The sequence below is a fragment of the Saccharibacillus endophyticus genome (assembly GCF_013185185.1).
Lineage (GTDB): Bacteria > Bacillota > Bacilli > Paenibacillales > Paenibacillaceae > Saccharibacillus > Saccharibacillus endophyticus.
In genome coordinates, this window is sequence record NZ_JAAZWE010000005.1 from 33,087 (window position 1) to 57,092 (window position 24,006).

Annotated in this window: 18 protein-coding genes; 9 read left to right on the forward strand and 9 right to left on the reverse strand. The window is 56.0% G+C overall.

The annotated features are described in order from the left end of the window. The first annotated feature begins 10 nt into the window (after positions 1-10). Complete coding sequence (locus HRQ63_RS17670; protein ID WP_172246244.1) at positions 11-1,372, forward strand: helix-turn-helix domain-containing protein; 1,362 nt, start codon at positions 11-13, stop codon at positions 1,370-1,372. Between the two features lie 157 nt (positions 1,373-1,529). Here HRQ63_RS17670 and HRQ63_RS17675 read toward each other — a convergent pair whose 3' ends face one another. The 5 genes from HRQ63_RS17675 to HRQ63_RS17695 form a co-directional block, all read right to left on the reverse strand. Beyond that, positions 1,530-2,981 carry a stalk domain-containing protein gene (locus HRQ63_RS17675; protein WP_172246246.1) on the reverse strand — a complete coding sequence of 484 codons (1,452 nt, stop codon included), beginning with the start codon at positions 2,979-2,981 and terminating at the stop codon, positions 1,530-1,532. Between the two features lie 32 nt (positions 2,982-3,013). Next, on the reverse strand, positions 3,014-4,408 hold the full coding sequence (locus HRQ63_RS17680; RefSeq protein ID WP_172246248.1) for an MBOAT family O-acyltransferase: 1,395 nt from the start codon (positions 4,406-4,408) through the stop codon (positions 3,014-3,016). Between the two features lie 310 nt (positions 4,409-4,718). Next, on the reverse strand, positions 4,719-5,351 hold the full coding sequence (locus HRQ63_RS17685) for a hypothetical protein (RefSeq protein ID WP_172246250.1): 633 nt from the start codon (positions 5,349-5,351) through the stop codon (positions 4,719-4,721). 230 nt (positions 5,352-5,581) lie between these two features. Then, entirely contained in the window at positions 5,582-6,520 is a 939-nt protein-coding gene (locus tag HRQ63_RS17690; protein ID WP_172246252.1) for an aldo/keto reductase family protein, read from the reverse strand. A 58-nt stretch (positions 6,521-6,578) separates the two neighbouring features. Further along, the gene (locus HRQ63_RS17695; RefSeq protein WP_172246254.1) at positions 6,579-7,610 is read right to left on the reverse strand and encodes a phosphotransferase family protein; all 1,032 of its coding nucleotides are present in this window, start codon (positions 7,608-7,610) and stop codon (positions 6,579-6,581) included. Between the two features lie 332 nt (positions 7,611-7,942). Between HRQ63_RS17695 and HRQ63_RS17700 the strand changes: the two genes are divergently transcribed. After that, positions 7,943-8,809 (forward strand): manganese catalase, encoded by an 867-nt coding sequence (locus HRQ63_RS17700; protein ID WP_172246256.1) that lies wholly within the window; start codon positions 7,943-7,945, stop codon positions 8,807-8,809. 105 nt (positions 8,810-8,914) lie between these two features. Here the strand turns inward: HRQ63_RS17700 and abc-f are convergent, their stop codons facing one another. Both abc-f and HRQ63_RS17710 read right to left on the reverse strand, forming a co-directional pair. Continuing rightward, positions 8,915-10,900, reverse strand: coding sequence for a ribosomal protection-like ABC-F family protein (gene abc-f, locus HRQ63_RS17705; protein ID WP_308809938.1), 1,986 nt, complete (start codon positions 10,898-10,900; stop codon positions 8,915-8,917). Between the two features lie 243 nt (positions 10,901-11,143). Beyond that, positions 11,144-11,395 carry a hypothetical protein gene (locus HRQ63_RS17710; RefSeq protein WP_172246258.1) on the reverse strand — a complete coding sequence of 84 codons (252 nt, stop codon included), beginning with the start codon at positions 11,393-11,395 and terminating at the stop codon, positions 11,144-11,146. Positions 11,396-11,590: 195 nt separating this feature from the next. On the opposite strand from HRQ63_RS17710, the gene HRQ63_RS17715 reads away from it, so the two are divergent. Further along, positions 11,591-13,129: an FAD-dependent oxidoreductase gene (locus HRQ63_RS17715; protein ID WP_172246260.1), complete on the forward strand. Its 1,539-nt coding sequence runs from the start codon at positions 11,591-11,593 to the stop codon at positions 13,127-13,129. Positions 13,130-13,314: 185 nt separating this feature from the next. Further along, positions 13,315-15,606, forward strand: coding sequence for a hypothetical protein (locus tag HRQ63_RS17720; protein WP_172246261.1), 2,292 nt, complete (start codon positions 13,315-13,317; stop codon positions 15,604-15,606). Between the two features lie 91 nt (positions 15,607-15,697). Here HRQ63_RS17720 and HRQ63_RS17725 read toward each other — a convergent pair whose 3' ends face one another. Continuing rightward, entirely contained in the window at positions 15,698-16,402 is a 705-nt protein-coding gene (locus HRQ63_RS17725; RefSeq protein WP_172246263.1) for a GntR family transcriptional regulator, read from the reverse strand. Between the two features lie 190 nt (positions 16,403-16,592). Here HRQ63_RS17725 and uxuA point away from each other — a divergent pair, with 190 nt between their 5' ends. Genes uxuA through HRQ63_RS17745 form a run of 4 tightly spaced genes read left to right on the forward strand, consistent with a single transcriptional unit; the run spans position 16,593 to position 22,374 of the window. Then, complete coding sequence (gene uxuA / locus HRQ63_RS17730) at positions 16,593-17,708, forward strand: mannonate dehydratase (RefSeq protein WP_172246265.1); 1,116 nt, start codon at positions 16,593-16,595, stop codon at positions 17,706-17,708. Further along, positions 17,692-19,455 (forward strand): mannitol dehydrogenase family protein, encoded by a 1,764-nt coding sequence (locus HRQ63_RS17735; RefSeq protein WP_229714328.1) that lies wholly within the window; start codon positions 17,692-17,694, stop codon positions 19,453-19,455. Before uxuA ends, HRQ63_RS17735 begins: the two co-directional genes overlap by 17 nt. Beyond that, the gene (locus tag HRQ63_RS17740; RefSeq protein WP_229714327.1) at positions 19,452-21,545 is read left to right on the forward strand and encodes an alpha-glucuronidase; all 2,094 of its coding nucleotides are present in this window, start codon (positions 19,452-19,454) and stop codon (positions 21,543-21,545) included. The genes HRQ63_RS17735 and HRQ63_RS17740 overlap by 4 nt, the downstream gene beginning before the upstream one ends. Positions 21,546-21,567: 22 nt before the next feature. Then, positions 21,568-22,374, forward strand: a complete 807-nt coding sequence (locus tag HRQ63_RS17745; protein WP_172246267.1) for a Nif3-like dinuclear metal center hexameric protein — start codon at positions 21,568-21,570, stop codon at positions 22,372-22,374. Positions 22,375-22,472: 98 nt separating this feature from the next. Here the strand turns inward: HRQ63_RS17745 and HRQ63_RS17750 are convergent, their stop codons facing one another. After that, on the reverse strand, positions 22,473-22,943 hold the full coding sequence (locus HRQ63_RS17750) for a hypothetical protein (protein WP_172246269.1): 471 nt from the start codon (positions 22,941-22,943) through the stop codon (positions 22,473-22,475). A gap of 273 nt (positions 22,944-23,216) precedes the next feature. On the opposite strand from HRQ63_RS17750, the gene HRQ63_RS17755 reads away from it, so the two are divergent. After that, positions 23,217-23,939, forward strand: coding sequence for a 3-ketoacyl-ACP reductase (locus HRQ63_RS17755; protein WP_172246890.1), 723 nt, complete (start codon positions 23,217-23,219; stop codon positions 23,937-23,939). Positions 23,940-24,006 lie beyond the last annotated feature (67 nt).

Sequence of the window (24,006 nt, forward strand, 5' to 3'; positions counted from 1 at the left end):
GAGGTGCAGCATGGAAAAATCATTCAAACTGCGCTCGGCCATCGAAAAAGAAATGGCGGCGCAAGGACATAACTTTTCAACGTTAAGCGAAAAATCCGGGATCAACCGCGGCGTGTTCAGCGCAATCTTGAACAGCACGCCGCCCAAGCCTGTATCGTTTCATCAGCTGGCAACCATCACGGAAGCTTTAAACATGCCGCCCGGTTGGCTGTTCGACGAATATGTAGGCGAATGCTTTTATGACGGCAAGCCTAACCGACGACGCATCGAGCCGTTTCTGCTTGCCTGCTCCGAACTGGGCAGGACCGATCTGGTGCGTCATGTGCTCGAAAGACTGCTGGAAGATCTCAAATATGTACCGTTCGTGTTCGAGACGGCCGAGTCCCTGTTCATGTCCGGGAAGTTCGCGCAAGCCGTTCCGTTCTACGAGATTGTGGTCGAACATGAAAAACATCAGCATTCCGTACGCTTGTCCGTCAGTCAGTATCGCCTGTTCCGTGCCCGATTGAGCGAAGACGGAGAAGAAAATCTGAAAGCCGCCGTGCAGTTCGAACCGTTTCGCGGCCTCCTGCCTGTCTGGCTGAAACTCGACGCGCTGCTTCGTCTCGGCAACCTTTACTACGAACTGGGCAAATACGCCGAGATGGAAGTGCTGGCGGACGAGCTTTTCGAAGCGGCTTCGAAACGTTACGACGAGATGCGCGATCCGAATTTCGAAGAGTCGGCGAACGAACTCAAGCCGATGCCGTTCAAGCACCTGGTGTTCTACTACGGGAGTGCGCTGCTTCATAAGCACTTGTCGTTGATCGAGCAGGAACGCTATGAAGAAGCTCGTCCTTACGGTGAAAAGTACGCAGACTTGAGCGATTTTGCAGTCATGGACGACGAAGGACGGAAGGAGGTTGCCACCTTCAAAATTTTCGCGCTCGGCAATACCCTGGATTTGGAACTTATGCTTGGCAACTTCTCCGTCCTGCCTCAATACGCCGCTTATATGGACGAGTATCCGAACGAAGCCCTGCTCTGTCTGGTCAATCTCGTGCGCGCGGCGAATCGGCACGGCGCGGACGTTGACGATTTGCTGTCCGAGCGTTACCGACCGCTTGATCATTATCTGGAGCAGCGGCCGGACAACTATTATCCGTCTTCCGTCGTACGCAGCACGTTCGCCAGCTTGCACTATCACTTGGCCGTCTACCACCATCATCGCGGAAGGCGCGATTACTCGGCTGCCCATGTTCGCGAATGCTGGAAGCTGTCGCAAGAGCTGAATAACCAACAGCACTTCCGTCAATTGGCTTCGCTGCTCTCCTTGCCGCCGATGTTCAATCCGGGCGACGAAAGTCAGGCCGACGAACCGCAGAATCGCTGACGCCGATCCCTTGGATGCAAAGCGCATCGGACGGACTTGGTCAAAGTACCCGCGAATGCGATACGAAAAGAGCGGCAAGTCGGGAGCAAATCCCGTCTTGCCGCTCTTTGTTGACCCTGCGCGGATTTAAAGTCGAAACCGATTCGGCTCGTCCGCATTATTCCGACGCTTGAGTCTCCATATGAATTTCTTTGAGATACTGCTGCGGTTCGGTCACTTCGAACGACTCCGCAAATATGTCGGCAATCGGCTCGATCGTTACCATCATGCTGCCGCTGAGATTTTGCATCGCGTAGCCGAGATCGACCGTTTCGGCATTCGCCGCATCGTCTCCGGTCTGCACGACCATCTCCGTACTGCCTTTGGTCAAGATTGCCGTGGTATCGCCTTTTCGAAGCTTGACGACGCTTGTGCCGTCGAAGCCGAACTCCACGCCGAGAGCCGCGGACAGTTCCTTGATCGGAACGAGAATCCGGCCTTCGCGAACCTGTGCGGGCACGCTGAATTCCGCTTCTTGTCCATCGATGTACACGAACAAACTGAACGCTCCGCTGTCCATGTCGACCGCCAAATGCGCAAGCTGGCTTTCCAGCTCCTCGTTAAAGGCGTCCACGTTTTCGGCCGTCACCCGATTCTTGCCTTCGGCAATCTCGCGGATAATCAATTCGTTGATCGCCTGGCTGTGGTGGGACAGATCCTTATACTGAGCCAGATCGTACGTGATCGACGAGTCTTCCTGGAAGTCGTAAACCTTGACGTTCGGGTACTGGCTGAACTGCTCGAACATGTATTTTTTCATCGCGTACTGGTTCTCGGCCCGTACCGGATTCGTTTCCGCCCAGACCTGCTGACGCAGGATCGTGTACGGCGGATAGTAGAAGGTGAACTCCGTTTCCGGGTATTCTTTGACCAAGCTCAGCACGTATTTGTCGAAAACGGCTTTGACGTTGTCGAGCGAAAACTCGTTTTTGCCGTAGCCGATCTCTTTGGTGCGCGCTTTTTCCCAAGTCTCCAGCACGGCCTTTTGGCTGTACTTGGCCGACTTGTCCCAGTTGCGCAGCGTGTCGAGATTCCGGAACGCTTTGGATTCGCTTTCCGGCGTGGTCAGCGCGTTCCAGGCATGCTTGATGTTGGAGATGTTGAACAGGTACTCGTAATCGTTGAACGGATTATGGTCGTACATGTACATCGGCATATTTTCCGACTCCGCATCGACGTCTTGACGCATGGCGAAGTAGTCGAGGCCCCACAGCACGCGCTTGACCTGTCCGGTATCCAGCGCGACTTGGCCGACGGCATGCTGCTCCATGGCGGTAGAACCTTCGATCGACAGCTTCATGACCTCGCCGCCCATCACGCTCTCCACGTGCGACGGAACGAAGTTCTGCGTCATCGAGCTGCCGAGAATGATGGTGTCGTATTCGTAACTGTGGGCCAGGCCCGCGTTCTGGTAACGCTCCTGCGACGAATACAGCGGCGCGTAGAACGTCGATTTGCGGTACAGCTGAAGCGGATCGACAATATACATGAACAACCCGACCAGCAGCGCGAACACAAGCGTGCTGGCGGTGAATTTGACCAAAAACTTGCGATAACCCTTGTTATCCATAACCTTCCCCCATGACGAACCGAACCCTTATTTCAGAAATTGAAGTAGAGGAATTCGCTGATTTGGTTGAAATACAGAAGCGAGACGACGAAGATGGCGCCGGCAAACACCGCGCGGCCCAGAGTCGGCTTGAAGTTCTCCGTCATTTGGATCGAGTTGCGGGCGAAGAACGCGATCAGCAGCGACACGACCACGATCGGAAGACCGGCGGTCAACAGATCCGGAGGGATGATGACTCCGCTCATGCCGAACATGCCTTTGAGAATGCGAACGCCGTCCGACCAATGTTCCGCACGGAAAAATACCCAGGCGATGTTGACGAAGTTGAACGTGATGAACCAGCCTACGTACTTGTTCATCTTGATGCCCGTTAGCTGCCACAGACGCTGAACGACCTGTGCCGCGCCGTGCATCGCGCCCCAGATAATGAACGTCCAGCCCGCCCCGTGCCAGAATCCGCCGATCAGGAAGGTCAGGAACAGGTTGATATAGGTCCGGGTCGTGCCTTTGCGGTTGCCGCCCAGCGGAATGTAGATGTAATCTTTCAGGAAGCGGCTCAGCGTCATATGCCATCTTGCCCAGAAATCTTTGATGCTTGTGCCTTTGTACGGCGAATTGAAGTTGATCGGCAGCTTGATGTTGAACATCAGGCCGAGGCCGATCGCCATATCCGAGTAGGCGCTGAAGTCGAAGTACAGCTGGCCGGTATACGCGAGCGACGTCGTCCAGGCTTCCACGAAATGCAGAGACTGTCCGCTGTCGAATCCGGCCGTGGCGATCGGAGCGAGCAGATCCGCGATCACGACTTTTTTGAACAGGCCGATGCAGAAAATGAAGATACCGCGCGAAATATTGTCCGCGCGCGCGCGTTTGCCGTCCGGATCGTCGAACTGCGGCATCATTTCTTTGTGATGCAGGATCGGTCCGGCGATCAAGTGAGGGAAGAACGTCACGAACAGCACATAGTTCGCGATATTGTACTCTTTCACCTTTCCGCGATACGCGTCGACCAGATAGGCGAGCTGCGTGAACGTGAAGAAGCTGATCCCGAGCGGAAGCACGATATGTAACAGCGAGACGTCTTGGCCGAGCAGCCCGTTATAGTTTTCGATAAAGAAATCGGCGTATTTGTAGTAAGCCAGCAGACCTACGTCGCCGACCACGCCAAGGATCAACAACCAGCGTCCCTTATGGTTCACGCCGTCCGAGTTGATATGGCTGAGTCCGCGTCCGACCAGATAGTTGAAGGCGATCGAACCGAGAATCAGCGGCAGGTAGCGGGTGTCCTCATACGCGTAGAAAAACAGCGAGGCCAGCGCCATCCAGATTTTTGCCGTGTTATAGAACTTGAAACGATTCAGCAGAAAGTAGCCGATAAACACGACCGGCAGATACACGAAAATAAACTCGTACGAATTGAAAAGCACGTCTTCCCTTCCTCTCTTGGTCCCGCAGGTCCGCCTGAGGCGGGTACGCAGAGCTGCGATTGCGAGATTTACCTTTTACAAATCACGAACTTCAAGCAAAAACGCAAGCGGGGCGCGTGCGGCAAGTCCCCGTCCGCCTTTTCGGCACAACGCCCATTATACCTATTGAGCACCTGTCTAAGCAACGCAGTTGCGGGAAATTTAAACGATTCTTCAGGTTCTTAAGACTTTGCTGACATATGCAAGGCCGAATGCGGAACCAAAAAAGCATGCCGGAAAAACGATTCGGCATGCTTGACGCATTTTTCTATTATTGGTGGAGTTGAACCATCGTCTCTATAGCGGGCAAGGTTACCCAATCCGGCGCATCCTGCAATCCGGAATCTATTTCTTCGGAAAGCCCATCATCGGGCGATGCCGCCGAATACGCTTCTTCCAGCAGGTGCAGCGACCGATGCAGCAGTATCGCATTGCTGACGATGAACAGCAAAGTGCCGAAGATCCGCACGCTGCTCAAGAAAAAGAAGCAGCCGAGCAGGGACAAAGCAAGCGGGATCAAAGCCGCGAGCTTACCGCTCTCGCGTTTGCGGACAGCGGGTACGATCCGAGTCGCCAGCGCGTACACGCTGCCTGCAATGAAAAGAAAAGTTCCCGTCGGAACATCCCGCACATAGTAAAAGCACGATCCGGCCAAATAAAGCAGCAGCGGCAAAACTTCATGCAGCATTCCCGGTTGAAAATGCCGGACCCGGGACGCGAACAGCCGCAGCAAGGCGGCCGCGTTACCGGCGATAAAAAGCAGGCTGCCCGTTTGCATTTCTCCCGCCAAAAAAAGCAAACTGCCGAGCAGATAAACGGCGTTCAGGGCCGCGTCGTGCCATACGTTCATTCGGGCCAGGGACGAAGGTTGGAAAGTCATTTGTCGATTCGGCTCGGTCGCCATTTGTCGTATCCCCAATACATCATAATACTTACAATCCAATATATCGTGAAATAAGCGCCAACAAATAATAGCGATCAGCCGCATTTTACAACAAAATTTTTCGAACCTTATTCACGCCGAAAAGCACCGATCGCATCGTTCGCGATCGGCGCTTGATACAACCTCTATAATTGCTAGTTGGTATGCAGTCAATCTGTCGAGAAAGCCAAACGTAGCCGGAGTCTTCACTCTTACACTAAAATCTCCTCAATGCGCTCAAGCACGCCCGCATCCAGCTTGATTCCCGAAGCGGAAGCATTTTCCTTGACCTGCTCCGGACGGCTTGCGCCGACAAGCGCGCTGGCCACGTTCGGCTGACGCAGAATCCAGGCAATCGCCAGTTGGCTCACTTTGATGCCCAGTTCGTCCGCGATCTTCGACAGCTCTCCGACTTTGGCGATCCGCTCCTGATTGAGCTTTTCTTCGCTCCAGCCCAGCTTGGCCGCGCGGCTGTCCTGCGGCGCGGCCGCGCCCGGTTTGTACTTCCCGGTCAGCAAGCCTTGCGCAAGCGGCGAATAGACGACCTGGCCGACGCCTTTGCGTTCGCCGAGAGGAATGATCTCCTGCTCGATGTAACGGTCGAACATATTGTAGACCGGCTGATTGACCACGATCCGGTCCAGCAGATAACGGTCCGCCGTGCCGAGCGCTTCTTCGATCTGCGCCGCGGTCCACTGGCTCACGCCGACATACAGGACTTTGCCTTGGCGCACCAGATCGTCGAGCGCGCGAAGCGTCTCGTAGACCGGAGTCTCCGCATGGTGGCGGTGGCAATAATAGAGATCGATATAATCATGACCCAACCGCGACAAACTGGCATTGCACTGCTCCACGATATGCTTGCGCGACAAACCCGAATCATTGGGACCGTCGCCCATTTTGCCGAATACTTTGGTCGCCAGCACATACGATTCGCGCGGATAACGCTTCAGCGCTTCGCCGACGACTTTCTCCGCTTCGCCGCGCTCGTACACGTTGGCCGTATCGAAAAAGTTAATGCCTTCGTCATATGCCGCATGGATCGAGTTGACCGCGTTTTCGCGTTCCACATATCCGCCGTACGTCAGCCAACTGCCCAAACTGATTTCGCTTACTTTAAGCCCTGTCCCGCCAAGTCTCCGATAGTCCATTCGTTCATTCGCCTCCGTTTGCGTTTTTTTTGAATAAAAAACCCTGCCCGTTTATCTTCTAACAATCTCGCGTCGCCGTCAAAAAACGTTCCCAACCGTCCTGAAGGTTTTGGTGCGCCCACTGCGTATGCTCTTCGCCGAAACCCCGGTAATGGCATTCCACGCGCATGACCAGGTCAAGATACAGCGGATACAGCGCCCTGCGGATCTTTTGCGAGCGTTCGCTGCCCTCCGGCAAGCTTGCGGTCCGCGAAGCGACTCCGCCTTCTTCGGCATCGGCATTCATTCGCGCATCCTCTTCCGCATAGCCCTGCCCGAAAGCGGCCGAGTACCCGAATTTGCCGAAGCCGTATTCCATCAGCGGATCGGCCCAGAGCGCGCGCTCGAAGTCGATCAGGCTTTCGGCTCGGCCGTTTTTGACGAACACGTTGCCTGCCCACGAATCCCAATGGATCAGCCTCGGCGTCTTCACCTCGCGCAGCGCGTTCCGGTGAAGCTCCAAATGCCGCTCCAACGTCGCATCATCCATCGGCAGGGTTATTCCGGCATCTTGCCCGTCCCGCATAACGTCTCTCATCAATGCGATAAAAGCGTCGTCCCAGGCGGTCGAGTTGGCGGCGTTGGGCAGGTAATAACCGAATTCCTTCCCCGTTACCGAATGGATCCGACGGAAATAACTCCCCAATTCCCGGTCGATCGCATCCCGCTGAGTTTGCGGCAGCTCGCCTTGGATTTTGTCGTAGGAAGCGCCCTCCAATTTTTCCATCAGGAAATATTCGCACGGGACGATCGTTTTTGACGCATCATGCGCATAAATTTCGGGAACCGGCACCGTGCCGAGCGATTCGACCCGGCGGATGACTTCCACTTCGGTCCGCATCAATCCCCGCTCGCAGCGCATGCGCCCTTCTTCCGATTCGGCCGCGGCTTTGAGCACCGCCGAACGGCCGTCCTCCAGTTCCAGCGCGTACGCCGAATTCGCCCATCCTTCGCTCAGCTCTTCGGAGTGCGCGCAGCCGCATCCGAAAGCCGCCTGCGCGATATTTTCGATCTCTTTCGCCGTAAAACTTCTTTTTGTCAGGCTCTCCATGTTGCTCCCCTTTCCGGAATAGCGGCCGCGCGGGTTCGGAACGTTGCGATACCAAAAATCTTTTGCTTGCCTAAAAACAATCTCGGCCGGTAGGTTCGTCCCTTGCGCGACGCGCATTTTCTTTTCCTGTTCTTTTACTTCTAGCTAAAGTTCCGTATCCCTTGCCGCAAGCAAAAAAGTTTCGCACTACGGAGACGGGGTAAATCAGTATCGGAAACGGCGATCACGAAATTCCATATATGCATCATTTTGTCAGCTTCGTTCGTTAAATTCGATTGTCTACAAGTCCGAACAGCCAGAAATCGAAACCTATCCAACGAGGAGGAATGAAGATGTTTATTCACATGAAGGAACTGCAGTACCATGCCAAGCCGGAGAAGCCGGACCCGATTTATGCCAAAAAGCTTCAGGAAGTATTGGGCGGCCAATACGGCGAAATGTCCGTGATGATGCAGTATTTGTTCCAAGGTTGGAACTGTCGGGCCGATCAAAAGTATCGCGACATGCTGCTCGATATCGGAACGGAAGAGATCGGCCACGTCGAGATGCTGAGCACCATGATTGCCCAGCTTCTCGACGGCGCTCCCGTCGACCAGCTCGAAGAAGCGGCCAAAGATCCGATCATCGAAGCTTCGCTGGGCGGCATGAACCCGCAGCATCTGATCGTGTCGGGTCTCGGCGCCACGCCGACGGACAGCACGGGCTTCCCGTGGAACTCCAGATACATCGTGGCCAGCGGCAACCTGCTCGCCGACTTCCGCGCCAATCTTAACGCGGAGTCGCAAGGACGTCTTCAGGTGGCGCGTCTGTACGAAATGACGACGGACCCGGGCATCCGCAAAATGCTGGGCTTCATGCTGGCCCGCGACACGATGCACCAGAACCAATGGATGGCGGCGATCGCCGAGATCGAAGCGATGGAGGGTCCGATCGTGCCGGCTTCGTTCCCTCGCGAACTGGAAATGCAGGAAGTCGCGCATCAATACATGAATTTCTCCGAAGGCGAAGAAAGCGCCGAAGGCCGCTGGGCGAAAGGGCCGTCGATGGACGATCAAGGCAAGTTCGAATACGTGGCGAAGCCTCAGGCCATGGGCGAGAAGCCGATTCTGAATCCGGCGCCGGACTTCACGTTCTCCCGTCCGGGAGCGATTCCGAGATTGACGAACGAAGGCAAGCACGCAGGCAAAGGATTGCTGTAAATATTCGGCGAAAAACGCCGTGTTCGACAAGAAAAGGGACCTCCTCGGGGGTCTCTTTTTTTGTCGAGAAAGTCACGTTGGAGCAGGAAGTCAGAAGGATGCGAATCAGCTTTCCGCCGTCGACAGCCACTTTTCGGTCAGTTCGTCGATCTGCGCATCCAGAATTTCTTTTTCCGCCAGCCATTCGCTTAACTGCCGGGAATCCAGCGCATGAAGAGGATCGGCCATCCTTGCGCCCAGTTCGGCCGAACGGGCTTCCAACTCGCCGATTTCCCTTTCAAGCTTCACGGGATCAAGGCGAGGCTGCCTGCTGCGGGCAGGCTTCGAGTTTTTGTTATCCGCTTGCGCCCGGCCAACCAAGGAGTCGGATTCGCCGGACGCCTGGCTTCTTGCGGCCGAAGGAGGCGTTGAGCTCCGGTCAACATTCGCGCTGCTTCCTTTTGCGGCGATCAAAACAGCGGACTGTTCCGCTTTCTTCCGTTCCTCCCTGTACTCGTCATATCCGCCCAGCGTGGCGCGAAGTTCTCCGGCTTCCAATGCCCAGACCCGCCGCGCGATCCGATTGATGAAGAAGCGGTCGTGAGACACGGCCAGAATCGTGCCGTCGTATTCCTCCAACGCCTCCTCCAGCGCTTCGCGCGAAGCGATATCGAGATGGTTGGTCGGTTCGTCGAGCAGCAGCAGGTTGGGCTTCTGGCGCATCAGCACGGCAAGCCGCAATCGGCTCCACTCCCCGCCGGACAGCCCCGCAACCGGCTTGAATACGTCTTTTCCGTAAAATAAAAACTTGGCCAGACGGCCGCGCGACTCGCCCTCTTCCATGGCGGCGTGTTCTTTGTAGTAATCAAGCACGCTCGTGCGATCTTCCGGCGGCGCTTCCTCCTGGGCCAGGTAGCCTACGCGTACTCGAGAGCCCAGACGCAGTTCGCCTTCATCCGGTTCTTCCTGCCCCAGCACCATGCGCATCAGCGTCGTTTTGCCCGCGCCGTTGCCGCCGATCAAGACGGCGCGTTCCCCGTAACGCAGCAGACCGTGAGCTTCGCGCAGCAGCACGCGTCGGCCGTACGCTTTATGAACGCCTTCGAGCGTCAATACGTCTTCGCCCGTGCGTCCGTCCGTTTCCAGCGCCAAACCGATCGAGGCTTGTTCCAACACCGGACGCTTGACCTTCTCCATCCGATCCAGCGCTTTTTGCATCGAAGCGGCTTTGCGGAAAAACTTCGGATTGTCTCCCTGCTTGCCCCATTCGATCAATCGCTTGATCGCTTCCTTCATCTGCTTGATGACCTTCTGCTGCTCCTTGTACTCCTCGAATTGGCGCAGCAGGCGAGCTTCTTTCTCCTCGCGGTATTGCGCATATCCGCACGGGTAGGCCGTCGCCTCTCCATCCTCCAGCTCAATGACCTTTTCGACCGTCTGCGTCAGGAAGTAACGGTCGTGGGAAACCACGATAATCGTCGCGGGCGACTCGCGAATGAATCCTTCCAGCCACGCTGCCGCCTCCATATCCAAATGGTTGGTCGGCTCGTCGAGCAGCAGCAGATCCGCTTCCCCCAGCAGCAGTGCCGCCAGCGAGACTTTGGTCTTCTCCCCGCCCGACAATTCGGCAAAAGGCCGTGCCCGCTGCTCTGCCGGAATGCCGAGACCGGATGCGACCGCATCGATCTTCGCCGGAATCTCGTAGCCTCCGGCACGTTCGAACGCTTCCTGAGCTTCGCCGTACTCGCGCAGCAGTCGATCAAGCGCCGCGCCTTCCGCTGATCCCATCTCCGTTTCCAGCTCGCGCTGCCGATCTTGCAGAGCCAAAACGTGCGCGAATACGTCCAGCAGCACTTCGCCCACGCTTCGAAGGCCGTAGTCCGGTATTTGATCCAGCACGCCTACTTTCGCGCCGCGGCGCAGCGATACCGTTCCTTCATCCGGCGTCTCCGAGCCGGATAACAGGCGGAACAAGGTTGATTTTCCCGCGCCGTTTCCGCCGAGCAGTCCTACTTTTTCTCCGTCGTACACATCGAACGATACCTCGCTGAGCACTTCCTGCGCCCCGTAAAACTTTTTGACTTGATGGCAGCCGATCATTAACATCTTCATTCATCCTCTCGTGAAGGTTCTTTTTGAGCTTGATTCAGTTGGGTTGCGTCGCAAGATTCCTGGACGGGAATCCGGACATTCCCCGGCGGCTGCCACACAGGCCGTAGAAAAATAAATACGCAAAAAAGGCCGCAAGGGAAATGTCCCCTGCGGCCTCGGATATTAGATTGGAGGTTGCACCCATACGCGCGGCCCGGCATGCCGGAACCTTTTCATAACGGAACCCCCGGGGTTCTCAAAAGGTCAAGGCTGCGGAAAACAGAGCGGCCGCGCGAAAAGCGCTGACCCAATCCGCAGACGCGAGACAGGAGCGACATTTCGCTGTTCATTCCGAATTGTGGACAGACGGGTGCCTTTGACAAATTTCAGCGCTGAAAGCTCAAATTTGGACAGACTGATCCCGTTGTGCATGACGGAATGTACAATGCCGCTCAGCGCCATCGGCAGCTGATCGAGCACTACGAATAAACTTGCAAGCGATTCTTTTTGTCGCATCCTATCTCACCTCCTTGTCGTCGTATGGATTCATCTTAACCGCGTTTTGCGCCGGATGGCAAGCTTTTTTTAGGTGCCCGATTTCCGTTCTCTTCTTGTTTGCTTGCACGGATTCGTTTCTGAATTGCCTGAAGTGGTAAATAAGAAAGGTAGAGTTCAACTCATCCCGATCGAATCTGAGGAGGTCCCACTGACATGAGCGAAAAATTCAATGTTCCATCCGAACTTCCGAGATATCCGCGTTCCATGTGGAGAACCGTTACGACATTGCCGACCTTCCCCGAGCTCAAAGAAGAAATCAAAGTAGACGCAGCCGTAATCGGCGCGGGCATCGCCGGCGTGACGACTGCCTATCTGCTGTCTCTGGAAGGCTATAAAGTCGCTTTGGTCGACGCCAGCGAGATTCTGAGCGGCACGACCGGTTTCACGACGGCCAAAATCTCGGCGCAGCACGGTCTGATCTACAGCGAACTGCTGACCAACTTCCGCCCCGAGATTCCGAGATCGTACTACGAAGCCAATATCGAAGGACTTCGCTTTATCCGCGAGATGGTGGAAACGCACGGCATCGACTGCGATTTCAAAGAAGAAACGGCTTATCTGTACACCAATCAGGAAGACAAGCTGGACAATCTGCGCAAAGAGTTCGACGCCTATCAGGAACTCGGCATTCCGGGACAATGGCACGACTCGCTTCCGATTCCGGTCGACGCCATCGGGGCGATCTCCATGCCGGGACAAGCGCAGTTCAACCCGATCAAATACCTGAAATTCCTGGTGGAGAAATTCATCGAGAACGGCGGCTTGATCTACGAAAACACGACGATCGAAGGCGCGGTATACGGCAAGCCGATCAAAGCCTACACGATCGACGCGGAGCTGCAAATCAACTGTAACGAAATGATCGTCACGACGCATTATCCGTTCTGGAACGTGCCGGCCGGTTACTTCTCGCGCCTGAACGTCGAACGCTCGTACGCCCTGGTGGTCAAGCCGGAAACGACTTTCCACGGCGGCATGTACCTGAATATCGACGACGAAAAGCGCTCGATCCGTTCCGCGACGTTCGAAGGCGAAGAAGTGCTGATCGTCGGCGGCGAAAATCACGTGCCGGGCAAAAGCGACAACACCTTCGACCATTACCTGGAGTTGGAAAAATTCGCGGGCAAAACGTTCGGTTCACGCGAAATCCCGTTCCGTTGGTCGGCGCAGGATATCACGACGCTGGACAAAATTCCTTATATCGGACCGCTGTCGGCGGACTATCCGTTCACGTTCATCGCGACCGGTTTTAACAAATGGGGCATGACCAACGGGACATTCGCCGGACTGCTGCTGCGCGACAACGTGCTGCGCCGCTCGAATCCGCATATGGAAACGTTCAATCCGGGACGCTTCAACGACAAGAGCTTGGCGCAGAATCTGGCGACCGGCGTGAAAATGGCAAAAGAACTGATCGCGGGCAAGTTTGCCGGCGCGCACGAGAAGATCGACAACCTGGAGCCGGACGAAGGCGGAATGGTCCGCCATAACGGCAAAAAAGTCGGCGCTTACCGCGATCCGAAAGGCGAGCTGTTCCTTGTCGATACCACCTGCACCCATATGGGCTGCGAAACGGCCTGGAACGAAGCCGAGCGTTCGTGGGACTGCCCGTGCCACGGCTCGCGCTTCTCGTATACGGGCGAAGTGCTGGAAGGCCCGGCGACCGATCCGCTGGAACGCATCAAAGAATAATCATCAAGCTTGACCCATTGTTAACCGCGACCCGAACCCCCGCTTCCCGATTGAGGAAACGGGGGTTCTTTTGATCGTCCTCATCATGTAGAATAATAGTAAAATCGTTCCAAAATTCTCGTCGACCGCGCTTGGCCCTCGGGGTCGGGACAGTCGGTCTACTACTACGCAAATCGAGGTGGCGCATGAGTTCCCGCAAAAAATTTCGCAGACCGAAGCAGGTTCCCTATGTGTTCCTGAGCTTTCTCGGAGTCATCGTCTTGGTGCTGGCCGGCACGCTTGTTTGGCGCCTTGCCGGCTCCGACGCGACTTCGCCGGCGGCCACCGGGCCGATCGATCCGGGGGGCGGCGTTCCGGAAGCCAGCGTTCCCGTTTTCGAAGAAAACGGGATTAAACGCACGGCATCCGTCGTAGACGGCCAGCTCGCCGTATACGACGGAAAAGATTGGCAGAAATCGTTCTGGCCGGGCATCAACTTCGGCGCGACGACGCCGGGGCATTATCCGGGTCAGGTGTCTCCGACCAAAGAAGACTATCTTCGTTGGTTTCCGATGATGCAGGACATGAACATCAAGGCCGTGCGGATCTACACGATCCTGCCGCCGGATTTTTACGAAGCGCTGGCGGAATACAACGCCGGCCGAGAAGAGCCTTTGATGCTGATGCAGGGCATCTGGTCGCCGGAAGAAGAGCTGATCGGCGAAGACGGCAACGGCAGGGATGCTTTTTCCGATACGATCAAAACCGGCTTCGAACAAGAAATCCGGGATGTTGCCGCCGTCGTTCACGGTCAAGTCGATCTTCCGGAACGCCCGGGGCACGCTTCGGGCACGTATAACGCAGACGTCTCGCCTTATCTGCTCGGTTGGGTGCTCGGTACCGAATGGTATCCGTATACCGTCCAGACCACCAACGAAGCCCATGCGGGACTGCAGCCTTATGCAGGCGAATATTTCCGTGCCACAGCCGAAGCTTCCCCGTTCGAGAGCTGGCTGGCGGAAATGCTGGACGTGCTCGCGACGGAAGAAACGAAATACGGCTGGCAGCATCCGGTTTCTTTCACGAACTGGGTGACAACCGATCCGCTCGACCATCCGAACGAACCGCTGGCACAGGAAGATCTGGTTCCCGTCGATCCGATGCATATGGAGCCGACCGAAGCTTGGACGGCCGGATATTTCGCTTCTTATCACGTCTATCCGTACTATCCCGACTCTCTTCGCCGGGATCAAAAGTATCTGGATTACGTGAACGACGAAGGCGTCAACGATCCGTATGCCGGCTATCTGCACGAACTGCGCGAGCATCACAAAGGCATCCCGTTAATCATCGCCGAATTCGGCATGCCGAGTTCGCGGGGCATTGCCCACTACGGCCTGCTGGGCCGCAGCCAGGGCATGCATACCGAGAAGCAGCAGGGCGAGCTGAACGCGGGCATGCTGCATCAAATCTATAACGAAGATTATGACGGCGCGATGCTGTTCGAATGGCAGGACGAATGGTTCAAGTTCACCTGGAACACGATCGAACTCGAAGTGCCCGGCGATCGACGGGCCATGTGGCGCAACCGCCTGACGAACGAAGAACATTTCGGCGTCATGGCGATCGAACCGGAAGAAAGTGCGGAAGAGCTGATGAAGATCGACGGAAAAACCGACGATTGGGAAAAGCGCGGCTTGGCGGCTGAAGACGTCGGAAACGGCCTGCGGATGGCGATGACCAGCGATTCTTCCGACCTGTATGTCCTGCTGCAAAAAGACGGCGGAGACTGGAACTTCGACGACGACGTGCTGACGCTCGGATTCGATACGACGTCCGGCGGCAGTAAGTCCGCGAAGCTTGCGCCGGGCATCCAGTTCGATAGCGGCCTGGAATTTCTGGCCCGGTTCGAAGCGGGTCAGGGCGGACGCTTATACGTGAATAGCGCTTACGATCAGTTCAGCTGGCTGTACGGCTACAAGCTGAAGTCCGTGCCGTACAAAGCGGAATATGCCGATGAAGAAGCCGGAATCTTCCTGCCGTGGAAGCTGGCACTGAACCGGGAGTTGTACATGCCGCAAAGCAAAGTCACCGCTCCGTTCGAGGCTTACGACGTCGGCAAGCTGCATTGGGGCACCAACGATCCCGAAACCGAAAAGTTCAATAATTTGTCCGACTGGTACGTGCAGGGCGATACGTTGGAGCTGCGCATTCCGTGGATGCTGCTCGGCTTCACCGATCCGAGCAAGCTGCAAGTTTGGAAGTATCCATACGGTACCGAAGCCGTTACGCCGATCGATACCGACGGCGTATCCGTCTCCGCGGTGCTGTCGGAAGCGAGCTCCGACGCGGCGCCGGCCAAGCCGGTTTCCAAATCTTATACTTGGGATGCCTGGGATCTGCCGCCTTACCATGAACGACAGAAGAAAAGCTTCGACATTCTCAAAGACGCTTTCGCCGAATACGACAAACCGGTCAAAGGAACGGCGCGCGAGTAGCCGTTGCGGGAAACCGACTTGTATGCGTACCGGCTTCCTTTTCGACGCAAACAGGCCTGACCGGATTCTTTTCCGGCAGGCCTGTTTTCATTTATGTTCGATCCGCCGGCTCCGACGAATCGAAGCTTGGCAGGTTCAAATATTCCGCAAAGTTTTCCGACAAATAAGCCGCATTGATATCTTCATGCAAATGATGCTGAACGATCTCGTCGATCTTTTCCCCGTTACGCCCGATCACGCTGTCGAGAATCAAACGATGTTCGGCAAGAATTTCTTTGAGCTTTTCCTTTTTGAGCAGATGAAGCCGCCGATAGCGGGCATAATGCGCATTGGACTGTTGGATCAAATCCCATAAAAACACCCGACCCGCCAATGTGAACAACGCCTTATGAAACGCATCGTCCAACCTCAGAAATGCTTCACGCGCATGTTCTTGCTCCTGCTCGATCGTCTCCTCCTGGCGCTCCAAAATTTCTTTCAGCTCCAGCACCCCGCGAAGAGGCAGCGGAGACGCATGGGAAGCCAAATTTTTGATCATGTCTTTTTCCAAAGTGCTCCGCAAATAAATGATCTGCTCCACCGATTCCAGATCGATGTACGAAACCAGATTGCCCCGCTTCGGATACACGTCGATATACCCTTCATGCGCGAGCTGCTTGAGCACGTCCCGCAGCGGCGTACGCGAAATTTCGAAACGCTCCGACAAAGCCGTCTCGCTGAGTATACTGCCCGGCTTCAGCTCCAGCGTCAAAATTTCGTTCCTCAACTGACGCAGAATGTCGGCCTTGCTGGTCATGCCCTCGCCCTCTTTCTTCAATGATGTCATTTTCCGCCTCTATTCACAAGTAGTATACAACGTTTCTTCCCAAACAAAAACAAGCGCTCCGAAAAGAATTGACATGAAGAAGTAAGGACACTATGATATAGCTATTCTTGTATACAAGACTTGTCAAAAAATGAAATCCAAGCACTTGGGAGGCTATTTCATGAAAATGACCTGGCGATGGTACGGTGAAGGCAATGATAATATTACGCTTGATCAAATCCGGCAAATTCCCGGCGTGAGCGGGATTGTATGGTCGCTGCATCATAAAACGGCCGGCGAAGTTTGGGAAGAAAACGAGATCCTCGCGGAAGCCGAACAGATCAAAGCCAAAGGATTTTCCGCGGCTGTGGTAGAGAGCGTGAACGTCCATGACGATATCAAAATCGGACTGCCTTCGCGCGATCGTTACATTGAGGTCTATGCCGATACGATTCGCAAACTTGCGGCGGTCGGCGTTGAAGTCATCTGCTATAATTTCATGCCGGTCTTCGACTGGACGCGCACCGATCTCTACTACCCGCTGCCGGACGGTTCGAATGCTTTGTTTTATGAAAAGGCTTCCATCTCGGCCGATCCTCATGGGATGGCGGAGATGATCATACGCGGCGGCGGCGATTTTACGATACCCGGTTGGGAACCGGACCGGTTAGCTCGACTGGACGAGCTCTTCGCAGCTTATGCCGATGTCACCGAGGCGAAGCTGTTCGACAACCTGGTTTATTTTCTGCAAAAATTGATGCCGATCTGCGAAGAATGCGGAATCAAGATGGCGATCCATCCGGACGACCCGGCTTGGCCGATCTTCGGACTACCGCGCATTGTGCGCAGCCAGGATACGATTCGCAGATTGCTGAATGCCGTGGACAATCCGCACAACGGCCTGACTTTCTGCTCCGGCTCGCTGGGAACGAATCCGCACAACGATCTGCCGGCCATTATTCGCGAGTTCAAAGATCGGATCTACTTCGCGCATCTGCGCAACGTGAAACTTTTCGACAACGGAGATTTCGTCGAAGTGTCCCATAAGCTCGGCGACGGAAACGTGAATCTGCCGGAGTTGGTTCGCGTGCTGCACGAGAACGGATACGCCGGCTACGCGCGTCCGGATCACGGACGTCACCTCTGGGGGGAAGAAGCCCGCTGCCGGCCGGGATACGGATTGTATGATCGGGCTTTCGGGGTCATGTATCTGCTGGGGGTCTGGGACGGATTGGAGAACGCCGAACGTCATGCGGCACAAACCCAAGGAGGCGATGTCCGTGTTGGAGCTGAGTGAACGGGGCCTGGAGCAGGTTGAAGCCTGGGCCGCAGCCGGTGTTGAACTTCCTAAGTTCGATCGCAGACAAGCTGCGGAGAATACGCGGAATCGCCCGCGCTGGATTCACTTCGGGGCAGGTAACATCTTCCGGAGCCTGATCGCAAAAGCGCACCAAAAGTTGCTGAACCAAGGACTTGCGGATACCGGCATCCTTGCAGCAGGCACGCCTGATTCGGAAACGATCGATCGCGTGTATCGGCCGCATGACAATTTGACGCTGCTAGTCGAGACGGACGCCGAAGGCAACTTGCGAAAAGAAATACTCGCCAGCGTGGCGGAAGCGCTCTATGCCGACCCGCTGCGCACGGACGACTATGCTCGCTTGGTAAGGGTGTTTGAAAACCCAAGCCTCCAGCTCGTCTCCTTCACCGTGACGGAAAAAGGGTACGCGCTGACCGAACCTGGCGGCGGGTATACGGAAGAAGCTTTGCGGAATTTCGAAGCCGGACCGGAAAGGTCCGAAAACGTGATGGCCGTCGTCGCCGCTCTAGCCCTTCGTCGCTACCGCGCGGGAGCCTCGCCGCTGGCTTTCGTCAGTCTGGATAATTGTCCGAATAATGGCGACGTGCTGCGAAAAAGCCTGATCACGGTCGCGAAAGAATGGGCGATCCGAGGACATGCGGAAGAAGGATTTGTTCATTACTTGGAGAATCGAAGCACGGTTTCTTTTCCGCTTACGATGATCGACAAAATTACGCCGCGGCCTTCTCCCCTGATTCGGGAAGAGCTGACGCGGCTCGGCATAGGCGGCATGGAGGAGACGACATCCTCGCGTCATACGTACGCCGCTCCGTTCGTAAACGCCGAGAACGCGGAATATCTGGTGATCGAAGACGACTTCCCGGCGGGCCGCCCGCCTCTCGAAGCGGCGGGCATCCTGCTCGCCGACCGGGATACCGTCAACCGTACCGATACGATGAAAGTCACCGCCTGCCTCAATCCGCTGCATACGGCACTGGCCGTAACCGGATGCCTGCTCGGATATGCCAAGATTTCCGACGAAATGCGCGATCCGCTGCTCCGAACCTTGGCCGAACGGATCGGCAGAAGCGAAGGCCTGCCCGTCGTCGTCGATCCCGTCATTTTGTCTCCCGAAAAATTTCTGGACGAAGTATTGAACGAGCGATTCCCCAACCCGTTTATTCCGGATACCCCGCAGCGAATCGCTTCGGATACGTCGAAAAAAATCGGGATCCGGTTCGGACATACGCTTCGCGCCTATGCGGAGCGGGAAGAATTGAAAACCGCCGATCTGGTTGCGATCCCTTTGGCTATCGCTGTCTGGTGTCGGTATTTGCTGGGCGTCGACGATGAAGGACGAGCTTTCGAGCCGAGTCCCGATCCGATGCTGGACGAGCTGAGGCGGCGCTTGGCCTCTCCCGCGGCCGAAGATGCCGAAAGTACGGAAACCGCCGAAACGGGAAAAGCTCATGCAGCGGGACTTCCTCCCGACGGTGCACGGCTTGGCAGCGTACCGAACGTTCCACCCGTTCTCGCAAGCAGCGCTTTGTTCGGTACGACGCCGAACGTTCGCGCCGTCTTAGCGGACGCCGAATTATTCGGCGTCGATCTCTACTCGGCGGGACTGGGCGGCAAGATCGAAAAAATGTTCTTCGATATGCTGGACGGACCCGGAGCCGTACGGCAAACATTGGAGCGGGAGCTCGGAATCGGGCAGCCCGATCGAAAGGAGAAACAATCATGACTTCATCATCAAGAGGCAGCGCGGCGTGGCTTCCGGCCGATCGCTGGCAAGACCCGGAGCGAATCGAACGTTGGCGTCCGCTGCTCGAACGAATCGAGGCCCGCATGGAACTGCGTCCCGAAGGTCCCGGAGCCTCCGCTCTGCAGGAACTGGTCGGCGGGATCAAAATGCTGACCGGATTGTCGCCGTCGCTGACGCTGAAAGCCGGTTCGCCGCTCCTTATATTGGGGTCGCCCGAATCGGCCGCGCGGTCGTCGGGTGAATGGAACACGCTTCCTTTGGCGGAAGAAGCTTATGTACTTCGCATCAAAATGGCGGATGAAGACGGAAACCAAGCCTGTCCGAAAGCCGAGTATGCGATCCTGCGCGGCGGCTCGGAGCGGGGACTTTTATACGGAGTATTCGCTTTGCTCCGCCTTATGGGTACGCAGCCGCATGGACCGCGCGAGTCGGACATCGCGGAAGCGCCGAGAAATCCGCTGCGCATGATTGACCAATGGGACAATATGGACGGCAGCGTCGAACGCGGTTACTCCGGCGGTTCGATCTTTTACCGGGATAATCGCATCCTGCCGGAATCCGATCGAATTATCGGTTATGCCAGGCTGCTGGCTTCGGTCGGCATCAACGCGATCTCGGTCAATAACGTCAATGTGCACCGGGAGGAAACGAAACTGATTACCTCTTCCCTGCTGCCCGACGTCAAACGCTTAAGCGATATATTCGGGCGCTACGGCATCCGAATGTTCCTGAGCGCAAATTACGCCGCTCCGCTTGAACTTGGCGGGTTGGACACGGCCGATCCGCTGAACGAAGACGTCAAGCAGTGGTGGCGGCGCAAAGCCGAAGAAATCTATGCGGCGGTGCCGGAGCTCGGCGGTTTCGTCGTCAAAGCCGATTCCGAAAATCGACCCGGCCCGTTCACCTACGGACGCGACCATGCCGACGGTGCCAACCTGCTGGCCGACGCTTTGGCTCCTTACGGCGGAACGGTCATGTGGCGCTGCTTCGTGTACGACTGTCATCAGGATTGGCGGGACCGCTCTACGGATCGTGCGCGAGCCGCTTACGATCATTTCCGCGATCTGGACGGACGATTCCGCGACAACGTCATTTTACAAATCAAAAACGGCCCGATGGACTTCCAGGTGCGCGAGCCGGTATCCCCTTTGTTCGGCGCAATGCCGCAAACGAACCAGGTGATGGAATTCCAGATCGCGCAGGAGTATACCGGACAGCAGCGGGACGTCTGCTTCCTCGTGCCGCAATGGAAAAAATCGCTGGACTTCGATACTTTTCTGAACGGGGCAGGCAGCACGGTCAAACAAATCGCCGCCGGAAAAGTCCATCCTTTTACCCGAAGCGGCGTTGCGGCGGTATCCAATATCGGCGACGACGACAATTGGACCGGTCACCATCTGGCGCAGGCCAACCTGTTCGGCTTCGGTCGCCTGGCTTGGAATCCGGACCTGGAATCGGACGTCATCGCGGCGGAATGGAGCGCGTTGACGTTCGGCGTCGATACTCCGGCCGCGAAGTTCGTCGAAGAGCTGCTGCTGGAATCCTGGCCGGTATACGAAAGCTATACCGCTCCCCTCGGCGTAGGCTGGATGGTGCAGCCGCATTACCATTACGCGGTCGACGTGGACGGCTATGAGTATTCGAAATGGGGGACTTATCACTTTGCCGACCGGACCGGAATCGGCGTCGATCGGACGATGGCGACCGGCACCGGTTACGTCGGACAATATGCCGCCGAAAACCGGGACATCTACGAGTCGCCGGCCGAATGCCCGGACGAGCTGCTTCTCTTTTTCCATCACGTGCCTTATACGCATGTGCTGAAGTCGGGCAAAACGGTCATCCAGCATATCTACGATAGTCGATTCGAAGGCGCGGAGAAGGTGGAGCGCTGGATCGCGCGTTGGCGGGAGTTGGAGAGCGAAGCGGATCACGAACGCTTCCTGCATATCCTGCGGCGCCTGGAAGGTCAAGCGGAGAACGCGAAGCAGTGGCGGGATGTGGTAAACACGTACTTTTACCGCAAATCGGGCATTCCCGATGAACGCGAACGGATGCTTTATGCCTGAGCGGCTAACGGACGCCGACGCCATGAATCCGTTAACGACCGTACAGACGGTCATCGACGCGCTGACGGCGAACATAACCGCGGCACGACCCGAACCGACGGTAGACAAGCTGCTGATCGGCGATCCGAACGCTCCGGTCAGCGGAATCGTCACGACATTCATGCCCACTTTATCGATCGCGCGGCAGGCCGCCTCGCTCGGGGCCAATCTGGTGATCGGGCATGAAGGACTCTTTTTCTCCCATCATGAACGCCTTGACGGATCGTCGGAAGGCGAGATCGAGCGAATAAAGCGGCAGCAGCTTGAAGCTTTGGAAGTCGCGATTTTCCGTTTGCATGACGGCATTCATCGCTATTCCCCGGACGGAATCACCGAAGGACTCGTCGCCAAGTTGGGCTGGTCCGACCATGTTCGCGAGTATCGGCCGGAAGCCTGCTTGCTCGATATCCCTTCCGCCCCGCTGCGCGACATCGCCGAGGAAATCAAGACGCGGCTCGGACTCGCATGCTTAAGAATCTCGGGCCGTCCGGAAACGGTCTTTTCGCGTGTCGCGCTTTTGGCCGGCTATCGCGGCGGCGGAACGCTGACGATTCCGCTGCTGGAGTCGAAAGACGCGGATCTCGTCATTTACGGAGAAGGTCCGGAATGGGAGACGCCGGAATATGTACGCGAGGCAGCGCGGATCGGGCGGCAGTGCGGACTGATCGTTCTCGGGCATGCGGAAAGCGAAGATCCCGGCATGGAACGGCTCGCCGAATCTCTGTCGGGCCTTTTTCCCCATATTCCGGTTCGCCATCTGCGGGAAGAAGCCTCGCTCCGGATCTTGTAGCTTATCGCCGTTTTGCGAAAAAACAAAAAGCTCCCCATGGAAATATCCGAATAACGGACATCCTCACGGGAGCACGATGGTAAAGCTCGGGACAGACTCTACGCTGTCGTAGCCGCAGACTCGGCATACTCGGGCAGCAGCTCGTAGTAGCTGCTCAACGATTGTCCCATGATCGTATCGAAGACGGCAGGGTTCTCCATGCGGAGCAGCCTGTTCGCATATCTCCAGGCGTTCTCTTCCAGGCGAAGCGTGATACGCGTGCGAGGCAAGCTGCCCCGGATGTTGACGAGACGGTCCGACAAGTATTCCAGTTCCGGATCATTGGCATGACCGAGTTCATGAGCTAATACGACACGTACGTATTCTTCGAACGGCTCGAGCGAACCGAACAGGATCAAGCATTGTTCTTCAAGCGCACCGAGGTAAAGGGTGATGCGATGATCGTCGAGATTGTACTTGCCTCCGATCAATCGTTTTCCGGGAAACAGGTTTTCCAGCACCACTTCGATCTCGCTATTCGAACGGGTCAAGACGTCGGTTACGGTATCTTCGATAAGAGTTCTGTTCATGCAGTTTCTCCCGTTCCTTTTTTACAATAAATATCGGCAGATCGCCGCTCTTTTTAAAGGGAAGCCGGAGAATAGTATAACGCTATTGTAAACGAAATGGAAACAAAATATTATTTTACCCGCTTACTGACTTTTTGAAACAACTTACCAAGTACGGAAGCAAAAAAAGCTTTTATTCCTTCCCTTGTGCGATGTTCGCTTGGAAAATCCGGGCGCGTCCGTTACACTTTCAGGGAGGGATTTTTTACTTCAAGGAGGATATGAATAGTGACTATGCTTGAATTGAAAAACCAAACAGCCGTCATTACGGGAGCAGGCAAAGGAATCGGGCGCGCCGTCGCGGAAGCACTGGCAGCCGAAGGCGTGCATTTGGGACTGATCGCGCGTACTTCTTCCGATTTGGAATCGCTAAGCAGCGAACTTAAAGAAAAATACGGCGTGAACGTGTTCGTACAGGCTGCCGACGTGTCCGTTCGCACGGAGATCGAAGCGGCCGTCCAAGCCTTGCATGAACAGCTTGGCGCGATCGACATTCTGATCAACAACGCGGGAATCGCTTCGTTCGGCAAATTGGTCGACATGGACCCCGAGGAGTGGGAGCGCATCATCCGCGTCAATCTGATGGGCGCTTACTATACGACTCGCGCGGCTTTGCCGTTCATGATCGAACAAAACAGCGGCAATATCCTGAACGTCGCTTCGACGGCAGGCGAGCGCGGCTTTGCCACCGGTTCTGCTTATTGCGCATCGAAGGCGGCGCTGATCAGCATGAGCGAAGCGCTGATGCAGGAGGTTCGCAAGTCGAACATCCGCGTCGTCACGCTCAACCCGAGCACGGTGAACACGGAACTTGCGACCAACAACAATCTGCCGATCGGCGACGAAGACCGCATGATGCAGCCGGAAGACGTAGCCGAGCTTGCACTGGCTACCCTGAAGCTGCCTGCGCGCGTGTTCGTGAAGTCGGCGGGAATTTGGACGACGAATCCGCAATAACGGGTGGGTGGAGGGAAGCGAGAAGACTCCGAGAGAAATTCGTTCAGCCCGCTGTCTCACTTGGAAA